We start from the raw sequence: 14,150 nt of genomic DNA, 5'->3' as shown, positions 1-14,150 counted from the left end.
GTTGGGCCTAACTGGCTGCCCGTGCTGTTGATACATACTAAACTCAGGAGACATTACCTATGGCGACCCAACTGCCTTCATCCTTACGAATTCTAGATCGTTCCAATGACACAGAACCTAAACCAATTTTATATGCATTTGCCTTAGAGGAGCTTTTGTGCCGAGCAATTGGGCATGGAACACCTCCAATCATACATATTTGGCGGCACCCGCGCGCATTCGTCATGGGGCTTAGGGATAGCAGACTTCCTAACGCAGCGCAAGCAGATGAATGGCTGCAAAGTCAAGGCTATGAGACAGCCGTGCGCAACTCTGGAGGAGCCGCTGTGCCTTTAGATGCGGGCGTCGTGAATTTGTCCTTGCTCCTTCCGAAGGAAGCCGGAGACATGGAGCATCGCAAGGATTTCGATCTCATGGTAGATGTGATCAGACATGTGATGGCTTCTATCACGGATCGAATCGATCAAGGGGAGATCATCGGCTCCTTTTGTCCAGGCGAATTCGATCTAAGCATTGGCGGCCGTAAATTTTGCGGAATCGCACAGCGCAGACAACAGCTAGCCATTTCTGTACAAGCTTTCCTGATCGTAGAAGGCCGCGGCGAGGAGAAGGCTGCATTAGCCAGAGGATTTTACGAGAGAGCCGCAGTATCTGCAACCAAGATGGACTATCCCATTGTTGTGCAGGAAAGCATGTCAAGCTTAGCTGAATGCCTGCACCTGCCGATCACAGCGGAGCAGTTCGTGGAACAGCTGCGGCAGGTATTGGGCGGATCAGGGATTCAGCTAAGCCAAGCTGAGGACATCCCCGGATATCCTACTGAATCCCAAGTACATGACATGATCGCTATAATGAAGGATCGCTATGCCATCTCATCCTAAAAAATAATGAAGCGCGGCTGGCAGTTCAACCTGCCAAAAGCCCCATATATGCTTGCCAGGTTTCTCTATATAGTGAAGCGTGGCATTTTTGTCTTGCAAAAAAGTGTGTGTCAGTCTGTTTTCTCGGACGAAGTCGAATGTGCCGCGTTCCGTTGTCACGTCTGTTTCATCTGTTCCAATGAGCATATAAAGCTCTAGCCACGATAAATCGTCTTCTTGCTTAATTCTTTCTCGCGTGATGTCGAAAAATGCGCCTGACAAGGATATAACTCGGCAAAAAAGGCTAGGATAATCTAAGGCGAGATGCAAGGAAACTGTGCCTCCAAGCGAATCGCCTGCAAGAATGCGTTCCGTTCGCTCCGTGCGGACCGGGTAACGGCTTTCTACATAAGGAAGCAGCTCATCTGCGAAGAATTGACAGTAGGTATCGTGTCGCTCTCCTTCAGGCGCGTATTCGGAGGTTCGATTCGTGATATTCACGTCGACACCTACAACGATGGCAGGCTCCAAATCCTCATCTAGGATTAACCTTGTAAGGGTTGTAGCAATTCGACCGAAATTAAAGAACTGTTCACCGTCTTGACAGTAAATGACCGGATAGGAAAGCAGTTCGTTATAGCCAGGGGGGAGATAGATCCGCAGGGGACGATTTTCTCCGAGCAGGCTCGAGGTTATTTCATCTTTTACAATAGTACGCTTATACAAACGGGAGTCGTCTAGCATCGTGGATCTCCTTCACAAATGGGGTAGGTGTATTATAGCAGTTGTTGTTTCCCTTTAAACTGTATTATATATTTTGTTGAACTGTACTATTCACTAACAGTAAAAAAGGTGAGATACCCCGTCGTTACTGGTGTACAATTCACCAAAACAGGATTATAATAATACTATAACAGAAGTCCAGATAGTAGGCACCAAAATCATATAAGAGGTGAAATGGTATGAGTAAGCCACTTGTCAGCCAAGCAAATTATGAAGTGACCACAGAAAAGGTTGAGCCATTGCAGGTTCTTGCTCCAGACGGCACAGTCGTAAATCCCGATAAAATGCCTAAGCTTAGCGATGAACAATTAAAAGAATTAATGAGAAGAATGGTATTTACACGCGTATGGGATGAAAGAGCAGTTAATCTAGGTCGTCAAGGCCGTCTTGGTTTCTATGCACCAGTTTCTGGTCAAGAAGCATCCATGATTGGCAGTGAATTTGCCCTGAATAAAGACGATTTCATTTGCCCAGGTTACCGCGATATGCCGCAATTGGTATGGCACGGTCTTCCACTATATCAAGCATTTTTGTATTCCCGTGGTCATCAACATGGCGGACAAATTCCGCAAGATGTTCACGTACTTATGCCGCAAATTATTATCGGCGCACAAATTCTTCACGCAACAGGCGTAGCAATGGCTTTCAAAAAGCGCAACCAGCCGCGTGTAGCAATTACGTACACAGGTGACGGCGGAAGCTCTGAGGGCGATTTCTACGAAGGTATGAACTTTGCAGGAGCATTCAAGCTGCCTGTCATTTATTTTGTACAAAACAATGGTTATGCGATCACAACACCTTACTCGAAACAAACAGGAGCACTTTCTGTTGCACATAAATCCGTTGCTGCAGGTATCAAAGGCGTGCAAGTAGACGGCATGGACGTTCTAGCGGTTGTTCAAGCGGTTACTGAAGCGGCAGAAAGAGGACGCAGAGGCGAAGGCGCTACGTTGATCGAAGCATTGACATACCGTTTCCGTCCACATTCCTTGGCAGATGATACTACGAAATACCGTACCAAAGATGAAGAGTCCGGTTGGGAGCCAAGAGATCCGCTTACACGTATGCGTTTGTTCTTGACGAAGAAGGGCCTTTGGAGCGAAGAAGAAGAAGCTGCAGTGAAGGAAGAAGCGAAAGCAACTGTTGCTGAGCACATCAAAAAAGCAGAAGAAACAGAGAAAATGACAGTCGCAGGTTTGATCGACTCCATGTTCGAAGTAACTCCGGCACACTTGGAAGAACAAAAAGCAGAGTATAAATAGAGAGTAATTGTTCCACATTGGCACGAAACAAGTTTTAACTTTAGGAGGCACAGAGTAGTCATGGCACAAATGACAATGATTCAAGCGATAAAAGACGCGATGCGCGTAGAATTAGAAAGAGATCCTAATGTTATTTTGTTCGGCGAAGACGTTGGTAATGTTGGTGGCGTGTTCCGTGCGACAGAAGGTTTGCAAAAAGAGTTCGGTGAAGAACGTGTATTCGATACGCCTCTAGCTGAGTCCGCAATCGGTGGACTTGCTGTAGGTCTTGGTGTACAAGGCTTCCGCCCAATTGCTGAAATCCAATTCGTAGGTTTCATTTACGAAGCGCTTGACCAAATTTGCGTGCAAGCAGCTCGTATGCGTTACCGTTCCGGTGGGCGTTATAACTCCCCAATCGTATTCCGTACACCTTTCGGCGGAGGCGTTAAAGCAGCTGAGCTTCATACGGATGCACTTGAAGGCCTACTTGTTCAAACACCAGGAATTAAAGTAGTTGTTCCTTCCAACCCTTACGACGCGAAAGGGCTTCTGATTGCAGCTATTCGCGATAATGACCCTGTATTCTTCATGGAGCATTTGAATTTGTACCGTGCATTCCGCGGTGAAGTACCAGAAGGCGAATACACCGTAGAACTGGGCAAAGCCAATGTTGTTAAAGAAGGATCAGACGTAACGATCATTACTTACGGCGCAATGGTTCACACATCCATGAAAGCCGCTGAAGAAATCGAAAAAACAGAAGGCGTGAAAGTCGAAGTTATCGACCTTCGTACACTTCTTCCACTTGATATCGATACAATTGTTACTTCCATTAAGAAAACAAATCGTGCAATTATCGTTCAAGAAGCGCAAAAAACATCTGGTGTAGCTGCAGAGGTTATTGCACAAATTAACGAAAAAGCGATTCTACATCTGGAAGCTCCGGTTCTGCGTATTGCACCACCAGATACCGTTTATCCATTTGCACAAATCGAAGATGCTTGGTTGCCAAGTCCAGCAAGCGTTATTGCTGGAATTAAGAAAGTACTTGAATTTTAATTCACCCAGTCGAAGGTAACAGGAGGTCGTACACGTGGCATTGTTTGAATACAAGTTCCCAGAGCTTGGTGAAGGCATACATGAAGGCGAGATCGTGAAAATGTTAGTTAAAGCGGGTGATACCGTAACTGACGAAACGATTCTTATGGAAGTACAGAATGATAAAGCTGTCGTTGAGGTTCCTTGTCCTGTTGAAGGTAAGATCGTCAGCGTAGCCGTCAAAGATGGACAAGTCTGCACAATCGGTGAGCTTGTGATGACGATTGAAGTCACAGGCGAGATGCCAGCTGCTTCGATGCATCACGGCTCCAGCCACGCGACACCAGCCGTGGCAGTAGCAACACCACCTGCTGCTGCGCCAGCACCAGCAGCGGTTGCAGTAGCAGCGCCTCCAGCCGCTGCATCAGTTCCAGCAGTAGCCGCGCCAACAGGTGGCGCGGGCCGCGAAGTACTTGCGACGCCTAGCGTGCGCAAGCTGGCAAGAGAGAAAGGCATCACACTCGCAGAGGTGACGCCTACAGGGAAGCACGGCCGCGTAACACGCGAGGACGTGCTAGGCTTTGGCGGAGCTGGCACTGTGAGTGCAGCTCCAGCAACAGACGCAGCAGCACCGGCTGCAGCTGACACAACAGCGGCACCTGCAGCAGCACAGCAGGTTGTCGTAGGCGATCGCGTCGAAGAACGGATTCCGTTCAAAGGCATCCGCAAACTCATCGCGAACGCGATGGTTAAATCCGTGTACACGGCTCCGCACGTGACATTGATGGATGAGATCGACGTGTCGGCACTCGTCGCTCTTCGCGAGCGTACGAAGCCTCTCGCAGAGAAAAAAGGCGTGAAATTGACTTACCTTCCTTTCATCGTGAAGGCGTTGGTTGCAGCTTGCCGTCAATTCCCGGTCATGAACGCAATGATCGACGAAGAGAAGCAAGAAATCGTCTACAAAAAGTACTACAACATCGGGATCGCAACAGATACAGAAAACGGATTGCTCGTTCCTGTTATCCATGATGCGGACCGTAAAAACGTATGGTCGATCGCTTCTTCGATCAAAGATTTGGCTACTCGCGGACGCGATGGCAAATTGGCGGCGAATGAGTTGAAAGGCAGCACGATCTCCATTACAAACATTGGTTCCGTTGGCGGTATGTTCTTCACACCGGTTATCAACTTCCCTGAAGTTGCAATCCTAGGTGCAGGCCGTATCACTGAGAAGCCTGTCGTGAAAAATGGCCAAATCGTTGCAGCACAAGTTATGGCGCTTTCCTTGAGTTTTGATCACCGTATTGTAGACGGAGCGACAGCACAAGGCTTCTTGAACTACATCAAACAGCTTCTGGCTGATCCAGAGCTTCTCGTCTTGGAGGTGTAACAGCATGGTTGTAGGAGATGCTTCTTTAGATATAGATTTGTTGGTCATCGGTGCAGGCCCTGGCGGTTACGTAGCCGCCATTCGGGCTGCTCAACTTGGCCAAAGCGTTCTTATTGTTGATAAAGACGCTTGGGGCGGCGTATGTTTGAACCGTGGTTGTATCCCATCCAAAGCTTTGATCTCAGCAGCGCATACGTATGAGCACGCTCAGCATGCGGACAGCATTGGGATCTCCGTAGAGAACGTGAAAGTGGACTTTGCGAAGGTACAAGCATGGAAAAACAGCATCGTTGCTAAGCAAACTGGCGGCGTAAGCGCATTGTTGAAAGGCAACAAGATCCAAACGTTCCAAGGTGAAGCAATGTTTATCAACGAGCACGAAGCACGTGTGTTCAATGATGCAGAAGCACCCCGTTACCGCTTCAAGAACTGTATTATTGCAACAGGTTCTCGTCCGATTGAGTTGAAAGCTTTCCCTTACGGTGGAAGAATCATCTCTTCAACAGAAGCTTTGAACTTGCCTGAGATTCCGAAAAGCATGATCGTTATCGGCGGTGGATATATCGGGATCGAGCTAGGTCAAACGTATGCGAAATTCGGTACAAAAGTTACTGTGTTGGAAGGCTCTGATTATGTGCTTCCAGGCTTCGAGAAAGAATTGACGAAGCTTGTTGCTAAGAACCTAGAGAAAGTTGGCGTAGAAGTTCATACAGAAGCGTTAGCACAATCCTGCACGAAAACCGACAACGATGTTACTGTAACATTTACAGTTAAAGGCGAAGAAAAACAAGTGACTGCAGATTATGTTCTTGTAACTGTAGGTCGTCGTCCGAACACAGATGGCGAGCTTGGTCTTGACCTGATTAACTTGAAAATGACAGACCGCGGCTTAATTGAAGTTGATAAACAAGGTCGTACAAGCATTCCTCACATTTTCGCAATTGGTGATGTTGTTCCGGGTCTATCCTTGGCGCACAAAGCTTCCTATGAAGCGAAAGTGGCTGCTGAAGCGATTGCTGGGCACGCAAGCATCGTAGATTACAAAGCTATACCAGCTGTAGTCTTCTCCGATCCGGAAATTGCTGGTGTAGGTCTAAGCGAAACCGAAGCTAAAGCGCAAGGTATCAATGTTACTATTGGTAAATTCCCTTACGCAGCTAACGGACGCGCGAACTCTTTGAACGCGAATCAAGGCTTTGTGAAGCTTGTCGGCGACAAAGAAACGGGCCAATTGCTTGGTGGTCAAATCGTAGGACCAGAAGCTTCTAACTTGATCGGTGAGCTTGCTCTAGCGGTTGAGATGGGCGCTAATCTGGAAGACATTGCACTAACGATTCATGCTCATCCAACATTGACAGAAATGATCATGGATGCCGCTGAAGGTGCGCTTGGACACCCGATTCACCAGCTTGGCAAATAATTATTAGTTATTTACGGTTTTCCATGCCTTTAGATAAAAGTCCCGAGAGTTCGGCTGCAAAGCCACTCTACGGGACTATTTTAATTGACGCCTCGAATCGGCTGCTTATATAATTTGGAGAGCAAGTCATGCACGCCATAACGTTGGGAGCGTTGAACATGAATACCTCGAAACCGATTATCATCGGCCATCGCGGCGCAATGGGTGAAGCGCCAGAGAACACGTTGGCTTCTTTTGCATTGGCCTTAGAGCAAGGCGCACAGGCGATTGAACTGGATGTACATATCACGAAGGATGATCAAATCGTCGTATGTCATGATGGAACATTAGATCGTACAACGAATGGTTCAGGATTCATTTGTAATCAAAGTTGGAATGATATTCAGAAACTAGATGCGGGAGCTAGGTTTTCTGGGAAGTTCATTGGAGAACGCGTACCGCTGCTAAGCGAGGTATTTGATTTAGTGCCACGTGGTACACTCATCAATGTGGAAGTGAAACATGCCTATGAGGGACGGATGGAAAGGGAGTTACTGACGTATTTGCGTGCTGCCAAGCGGTACGATGACGTGGTTGTTTCTTCTTTTGACCATAGAGTCATTCAGCGGTTAAAAAAGGCAGAACCTAAACTGAAAGTAGGCTTGCTGTATGAAGCGAATTTAAATAATCATGCAGCGTATGCGAAGCAAGTGGGCGTAGATATCTACTCCTTGCATCCCTATTATCGCCTCATTGCAAAAGAGGATGTTGAATTGGCAAAGGCCGCTGGTCTTGCTGTTTATCCCTATACGGTTAATGCGTTATCCGATTACAAAAGGATGGTTGAAGCTGGCGTATCCGGCATTATTACGAATTACCCTGGCAGGCTGAAAGCCTATTTAAATACTTAGTTCATAATTATTAGACCTCGGCCTATATGTGCTGAGGTCTTATTTTGTTTACGTGCATACAATGAACTATTGACAGGCGCTTAAGAGATACGATTAGGGGGAATTCCCATGTTTAAATGGATGTTCGTTACGCTAGTAAGGCTTTTACTTCCGTGCTTGCGTCTGTTTGTGTTGTTCGCCTTTAAAGTGAAAGTGACAGGCATGGAGAATCTCGTATTGGCGGGAAAAACGGTACTTATCCCGAATCACGTATCGCTGTTGGATGCGGTGCTGCTTGCTTTGATTTTGCCTCAAGATGCGGCATTTGTTGTCAATACGAACATCGCGAAGCGATTCGCGTGGGTGCTCCTATTCAGGGCGCATATCACGGTGGATACAGGGAATCCATATGCCGTTCGCAAAATGTTGAAAACGATACAAAGTGGAACACCGCTTGTTATTTTCCCAGAAGGGCGCATCACGACGACAGGCGGTATGATGAAAATATATGGAGGCATCGGGTACCTTGCGATGCGAGCTCAGGCTCGAATCGTGCCGATCGCCATCCAAGGCCTAGAGTATTCGAAGCTTTCCTATTTGCGAGGAAAAATAAAGCAACGATGGTTTCCTCCTGTGCATATCGCGTTTGGCAATGCCTTTTATGTACCAGCAGGGGATGAGCGGCTGACCAATAAAGTTCAAAAGGTGCAGTCGACGGAAGCTATTCGCAACAGGTTGTTGCTTCATTTGCTCGAAAGCCGGCTCCAGCCTGAGATCAACTTATTCAACGAGCTGCTGACGGCTGCTCGAAGACACGGCCAAACCACGGTCATCGTTGAAGATGTCGTGAGTAATTCCGCATTGACGTATCGGAAGCTGCAATTGGCAAGCTACACACTGGCAGTGAGGTTGGGGAAGCTTCTAGCAGGGCAAAAGCGGGTAGCCCTTCTATTACCCAATGCCGCGGGACATGTGGTGACGTTATTTGGACTGTATCGATTAGGCATCACACCAGCGATACTGAATTACTCAGCCGGGCGACAGGCAATGTTGGACGCATGTGAAACTGCTGAAGTAAAGAAGGTGCTGACGTCCAAGGTGTTTATCGAGAAGGCAGGGCTTGCGGATTTTATCCAAGGAGCTAGCAGTTCATTCGCCATCATTTATCTCGAGGATGTTAAGGAAGCGCTAACGTTACAAGAGAAGTTGGCTGGTGTGTTTCATTTTTTGCTGCGGAAGAAAGGTCCAGTGGCTGCTGGTCGGAATGAGGTTGTGCTCTACACTTCAGGAAGTGAAAGTAAACCAAAGGGTGTCGTTCTGACGCACCGTAATATCTACGCGAATATTCAGCAGGCGAAGCTTGTCATCGCTTTTAATAGTTCGGATATTGTCCTAGGTAGTATGCCAATGTTTCATTCGTTTGGTTTGACGGCGGGGACGATGCTTCCGATTCTTACGGGGATGAAGCTGGTTTTATATCCCAATCCCTTGCATTACAAGGTTATTCCAGAGCTTGTGTATGACCGGAATATTACGATTTTATTCGGTACATCAACGTTTCTTGGCGCTTATGCGAGAACGGCGCATCCCTATGATTTTGCCCATTCGTTGCGATATGTGGTAGCGGGTGCCGAAAGGCTGAAAGAGGAGGTCCGTCAAACCTGGCTGGATAAATTCGGGATTCGAATTCTGGAGGGCTATGGTACGACCGAGACGACGCCTGTTATTTCTCTGAACACGCCAATGAATGCAAAAAAAGGCTCTGTCGGCAAATTGCTCCCTGGGATTGAAGCCATTGTTGAAGAGGTGGAAGGAATTGCGACGGGAGGACATTTGCGCGTCAGAGGTCCGAATGTCATGAAGGGGTATTTGATTCACAGTAAGGGCTTCGTACCAGCCGATGAGTGGTATAGCACAGGAGATATTGTTACCTTGGATGATCAAGGGTACCTGTTCATTCAAGCTCGTTTACAGTCTTTTGCCAAAATAGGCGGGGAAAAGGTATCGCTTCTCATGGTCGAAGAGCTCGTATCAAGGAGCTTGGCGGCACCTGCGGTATGCGCTGCGGTACATGTGCCAGATCGGCGAAAGGGTGAGCGAATTATCGTGTTTCATACAAGTAAGGTGAGCCCTCTTGAAGCGCTTCGCGAGTCGATGAGACTTGAGGGGCAACCCGCCATTTATATGCCATCTGTGCTTCGGTATATCGAGAAGCTCCCGCTGCTAGGGAGTGGGAAAATTGACTATGTGACGCTGAAACAGTGGGCACTGCAGAAGGGCAACGAGGTTGGAACTGGAGAAGGAGATGGATCAACACCCACAGCTTAAGCTGTAGGTGTTGATCGAATGACGGAAATTGCCGCAGGAATAAGTTCGATGCGCAGTGGAGTGGAGCCAGCGAACTCCCCGTCCGCTTGGACAAGCAAGGACTTCTCAGTGCGAATGGAAATGGATTTCCCTTTATAAAAAGATACAGCAGGATGCTCGGTATGCTTGCCTTGATACACCGTGAAAAGAACAGGCAGGAGGCGTAAGCGGCCTTTGCTTTGAATGACAACCACATCAGCCACGCCGTCAGTTGGACTTGCTGTTGGACAAATTTGAATCGCCCCCCCGTAGAAAGGGATATTTGCAACGGCTGCCAGCCACATGTTAGGCAATTGGTTAACTCTCCCGTCAACTTCTAACCAAGCTGTGGAAGGTTGATAGGTTGCGAACACGCGAAGTATAGAAATGAAATAGGATAGCTTACCTAGTCCTAGACGGTTTAAGAGTTTTTTGTAGCTGGCTTCGTTCGTAATTTTGGCGACCATCCCGTCAAAGCCTGCGCCAATGCTATTCACAGCCACTAGTTTGTGATTGGCAAGCAGCAGGTCGATTTGCACGGTGCTGGGGGCAGATAAGGCGATTTGAAGGGCTTCCAACGGATGTTTGGGTATGCCATAGGCTTTGGCAAAATCATTGCCTGTCCCCGCAGGAATAACCGCGATGGGGCAAGTTACGCCCTTCTTTTGAAGCTGCCAAACGCCTCCTGCCACCTCATGAATCGTACCATCACCACCAATGATGATAATCCGCTGAACGTGATGCTCCTGAATCAGGGATATTGCGTGCTGCGTCGCTTCACCTGCTTGGGTCGTTAACTTTGCTAGATAAGAGATTTGATTCGCCTGAAGATGCGCTTGAATTTCTCCCCAGATGTTAGCTCCTCTGCCATTGCCTGAAAGTGGATTCACGATGATTCCGATGGATTCCATAGATATTTGCCCCTAATCCTTTAAGATGAAGTGGAAGTATTTAGTAAGTAAAATGAATGCTGTATACAGGTTGTACACGAATTTTGTCTTTACATAAGGGACGCTGTTTTGTAAAATAAACCATAGGTAAATTAAATAATCTTTATGTTAGGTTTTGTTACATAAGAATTTTTGCTTTGATTTACACTCGGGGGGAGAATGGGTCATTTTGAAATTCACATCTAAATTTAGCAGCATGAGCAGTACGGGAAAACTGAACGTCAACCTGTCTATCCTTCGAAATCTTAAACTACGTTTTAAATTGCTTTTGATGAATGCGATAGCGATCTTATTCTTATTAATTGTAGGTATTACTGGTTATCATTATATGGACAAGATGTCTAGTAATTCTACTAGAATGTACGAGGAAAGTCTGCTATCTGTCAAATGGATTAATCAATTAAAAACAAATTTCAATGAAACCGAATCTAATTTGCTAGAAATGATGCTGTCCACTGATGTGAAATATAAGGCTAAGCTCAAAGCTAAGTTAGATGAGAACTCGGGTACCAATAAAGATTTGGTTACGAAAATAGCAGGAATCGCGCTGAATGCGGAAGAGGCTGGAGCCTTCAAAAGCTTCGAGGAGCTGAATCTGAAATATCGTGAAGTCGTTGTTAAAACCATTGAACAGGCGACGCAAAATAATCAAGTTGCTTATCAGGTATACAACAATGAGGTATCCCCACAAGGTGATAAAACGGTAGAAGCATTGGATAAGCTTGTTGGGCTCAAGGAATCCGCGGCGGAACAATTCCAGAAATCGAGTACGGCTGATTCCAAGATTTCACATGGGGTCATTATTCTGACGATTATTATCGCCATTGTTGTGATGACTATAGGTGCATTGGCGCTAGACATGATCATCTCCACGCCGATTCGCAGACTTCAAGAAAACATGGAAAAAGCAGCCGGAGGTAATCTAGCTGTTAAAGGGGATTACCCGTTTGACGATGAGGTGGGTAAATTAACCAATTCCTTCAATGTCATGACAGGGAGCTTGCGCAGCTTAGTTATGCAAATCTCAGATAACGCGCTAACCCTTTCGGCAAGCTCAGAAGAGCTTCTTGCAAGCTCGGAGCAAAGCTCTTTGGCAGCGAAACAGGTTGCGACTTCAAGCCAGCAGCTATCGGAAGATTTCGATAAACAATTTGCTGGTGTGACGCAAGCCAATGAGGCTGTTAGTCTTATGTTGACAAGCACGAAGCAAATTGATGAGTCTGCGCAAGTAGTGGCCACGCTTGTGAATCAAGCAACACGCGCAGCGCAGAATGGGAAGCAATCCGTGGTATCTATCGCGGGCCAAATGTCCGAGATCTCCGAAGCGGTTCGCGACGTTAACGTGGTCATTGAAGCTTTGGGGAAAAATGCACACAAAATCGGTGAAATCGTGAATGTGATTAACGAGATTTCGACACAAACGAACCTGCTTTCGTTGAATGCAGCGATTGAAGCGGCGCGCGCTGGGGAAGCTGGACGTGGCTTTGCAGTTGTCGCAGGGGAAGTACGTAAGCTTGCAGAACAGTCGTCCACATCGGCACGAAACATTACGGATCTGGTCTCGACGATCCAAAGGCAGATCAATCAAGCCGTTAGCTCCATGCATACAGGTGCAGGAAAAGTGAAAGAGGGATTGACGATTTCCGAGGAAGCACAAGAATCGTTCGTACATATCGAGACGTCTGTCGAGAAGGTAAATACAAAAGTGGAAGATGTGAATCGGAACATTCACCAACTCGTGGATGCGAACCTGCGCATCGAGCAAGTGATGCGCATTGTGAGCTCCGTTTCGGAGACGGGGATTTCCGTCAGCCAGGAGACATCCGCTGCGAGTCAGCAGCAAATGTCGACGACGGAGGAGATCGAGAATTCCGCGAAGTCCTTAGCTGGACTAGCGGAGGAGTTGCAAATTTCGCTGCAGAAATTTAAGGTGTAATTGAGGACCCGCGGGCATTGTGCCTGCGGGTTTTTGGTTTTGAGGGGCGCCATCAAGCTGGCTGTAAGGGTGAAAAACACGCTTACAGCGTGAGGTCGGCGAGGAATGCGCCGTCAAGCAGGCTGTAAGGGTGAAAAACACGCTTACAGCGTGAGGCCGGCGAGGAATGCGCCGTCAAGCAAGCTGTAAGGGTGAAAAACACGCTTACAGCGTGGGGCCGGCGAGGAATGCGCCGCCAAGCAGGCTGTAAGGGTGAAAAACACGCTTACAGCGTGAGGCCGGCGAGGAATGTGCCGCCAAGTTGGCTGTAAGGGTGAAAAACACGCTTACAGCGTGAAGTCGGCGAGGAATGCGCCGTCAAGCAGGCTGTAAGGGTGAAAAACACGCTTACAGCGTGAAAACAACTGGCAATCCCCACGGCTTGAGCTCTAGTTGTCATTGCTCATGTTATCCCATCAACTGTTGTAACGTTTCAGCTGTAGGGCGGTAGTATTTTATTCGCTGAGTTCCTTTCCCGACGCTTTCAAGGAGCTTTTTCTCATGCATGACCTTGAGTAGTTTGCGAGCTTTCTGCTCTTTAATGGACAATACCTGGCACACATCTTGAATTGTAAGTGTAGTCTCTAAGTTTAACGCATAACGCAAGACTTCCTTCTCCACGTAGCTCATCGATTTGACTGAACCATCGTTCATCCCAAGATAGCGGCCCATGAACTGTTGTAGAATTTGTTGGCACATACGGGGGCGATCTTTGATATCGTCGTAGGAGAAACGGAGGATTTTCCAGCCATCGATGATGAGATGGTTCTGGCGAATCAACTGATCCGAGAATTGGGCGCGGCTTATTTGCGAGGCATGGGATACGAATCCATCAATTTCGATGGCAAGTTTGAGGGTGTGTCTAAGAAATGCAAAGTCAATGAATCGCTTGCCATCCCGAAAGTCGTTAACTTCATATTCGGGATGAAGATCGACAAAGCTTTTAAAGGCAGGCCACCAAACCTGCAAAAGAAATAATTTCTCGGCATAACTGTGGCCCTCCAGCAGCCTGCGAAGGGTGTCACCTTTTCGAGTGGATGCGTGGTAAGCGATAAATCCTTCATGTGCAAGTTCAAATTCTATTTTCAATTGGATTCCTCCCTGAAATAAATAAAGCCGCTTCTCTATATCAGCCCTGGCTGAAATTAGAAAAGCGGCGTATGCTCTACGACCAACTATTCCTATATAATAGCACACACACCGTATATCACCAGCGTATTGACACGCATGTACTATTGTTATATAATATTAAAGTTGATTGAAATGAAAACA

At 47.2% G+C, this 14,150-nt stretch carries 12 protein-coding genes; 8 read left to right on the top strand and 4 right to left on the bottom strand.

The features are described 5' to 3' along the window. The first annotated feature begins 59 nt into the window (after positions 1 to 59). Positions 60 to 881 (top strand): lipoate--protein ligase family protein, encoded by an 822-nt coding sequence (locus AC58QO_RS20975; protein ID WP_497268903.1) that lies wholly within the window; start codon positions 60 to 62, stop codon positions 879 to 881. Here the strand turns inward: AC58QO_RS20975 and AC58QO_RS20970 are convergent. Continuing rightward, on the bottom strand, positions 873 to 1,604 hold the full coding sequence (locus tag AC58QO_RS20970; RefSeq protein WP_497268901.1) for an alpha/beta hydrolase: 732 nt from the start codon (positions 1,602 to 1,604) through the stop codon (positions 873 to 875). The two genes, AC58QO_RS20975 and AC58QO_RS20970, sit on opposite strands and share 9 nt — an antisense overlap. Positions 1,605 to 1,822: 218 nt before the next feature. Between AC58QO_RS20970 and pdhA the strand changes: the two genes are divergently transcribed. From pdhA to AC58QO_RS20940, 6 genes are all read left to right on the top strand, one after another. Next, positions 1,823 to 2,905 carry a pyruvate dehydrogenase (acetyl-transferring) E1 component subunit alpha gene (pdhA, locus tag AC58QO_RS20965; RefSeq protein ID WP_497268899.1) on the top strand — a complete coding sequence of 361 codons (1,083 nt, stop codon included), beginning with the start codon at positions 1,823 to 1,825 and terminating at the stop codon, positions 2,903 to 2,905. Positions 2,906 to 2,965: 60 nt separating this feature from the next. Next, positions 2,966 to 3,946 carry an alpha-ketoacid dehydrogenase subunit beta gene (locus AC58QO_RS20960; protein WP_477589338.1) on the top strand — a complete coding sequence of 327 codons (981 nt, stop codon included), beginning with the start codon at positions 2,966 to 2,968 and terminating at the stop codon, positions 3,944 to 3,946. Between the two features lie 34 nt (positions 3,947 to 3,980). Continuing rightward, positions 3,981 to 5,318: a dihydrolipoamide acetyltransferase family protein gene (locus AC58QO_RS20955; RefSeq protein WP_497268898.1), complete on the top strand. Its 1,338-nt coding sequence runs from the start codon at positions 3,981 to 3,983 to the stop codon at positions 5,316 to 5,318. Positions 5,319 to 5,322: 4 nt separating this feature from the next. Next, positions 5,323 to 6,738 carry a dihydrolipoyl dehydrogenase gene (lpdA, locus tag AC58QO_RS20950; RefSeq protein WP_497268896.1) on the top strand — a complete coding sequence of 472 codons (1,416 nt, stop codon included), beginning with the start codon at positions 5,323 to 5,325 and terminating at the stop codon, positions 6,736 to 6,738. A gap of 158 nt (positions 6,739 to 6,896) precedes the next feature. Then, the gene (locus AC58QO_RS20945) at positions 6,897 to 7,628 is read left to right on the top strand and encodes a glycerophosphodiester phosphodiesterase (RefSeq protein ID WP_497268894.1); all 732 of its coding nucleotides are present in this window, start codon (positions 6,897 to 6,899) and stop codon (positions 7,626 to 7,628) included. A gap of 108 nt (positions 7,629 to 7,736) precedes the next feature. Then, the gene (locus AC58QO_RS20940; protein WP_497268893.1) at positions 7,737 to 9,935 is read left to right on the top strand and encodes an AMP-binding protein; all 2,199 of its coding nucleotides are present in this window, start codon (positions 7,737 to 7,739) and stop codon (positions 9,933 to 9,935) included. Here the strand turns inward: AC58QO_RS20940 and AC58QO_RS20935 are convergent. Further along, positions 9,932 to 10,864 carry a diacylglycerol/lipid kinase family protein gene (locus AC58QO_RS20935; protein WP_497268891.1) on the bottom strand — a complete coding sequence of 311 codons (933 nt, stop codon included), beginning with the start codon at positions 10,862 to 10,864 and terminating at the stop codon, positions 9,932 to 9,934. The genes AC58QO_RS20940 and AC58QO_RS20935 overlap by 4 nt on opposite strands. Positions 10,865 to 11,072: 208 nt before the next feature. Here AC58QO_RS20935 and AC58QO_RS20930 point away from each other — a divergent pair, with 208 nt between their 5' ends. Next, complete coding sequence (locus AC58QO_RS20930; protein ID WP_497268889.1) at positions 11,073 to 12,839, top strand: methyl-accepting chemotaxis protein; 1,767 nt, start codon at positions 11,073 to 11,075, stop codon at positions 12,837 to 12,839. 265 nt (positions 12,840 to 13,104) lie between these two features. On the opposite strand, the gene AC58QO_RS20925 is transcribed toward AC58QO_RS20930, so the two are convergent. Together AC58QO_RS20925 and AC58QO_RS20920 are read right to left on the bottom strand one after the other, a co-directional pair. Next, entirely contained in the window at positions 13,105 to 13,278 is a 174-nt protein-coding gene (locus AC58QO_RS20925; RefSeq protein ID WP_497268887.1) for a hypothetical protein, read from the bottom strand. 8 nt (positions 13,279 to 13,286) lie between these two features. Then, positions 13,287 to 13,967: an endonuclease domain-containing protein gene (locus tag AC58QO_RS20920; RefSeq protein ID WP_497268885.1), complete on the bottom strand. Its 681-nt coding sequence runs from the start codon at positions 13,965 to 13,967 to the stop codon at positions 13,287 to 13,289. Positions 13,968 to 14,150 lie beyond the last annotated feature (183 nt).

The organism is Paenibacillus sp. J31R30, assembly GCF_059692115.1.
This window is presented reverse-complemented; position numbering and strand designations above follow the sequence as displayed.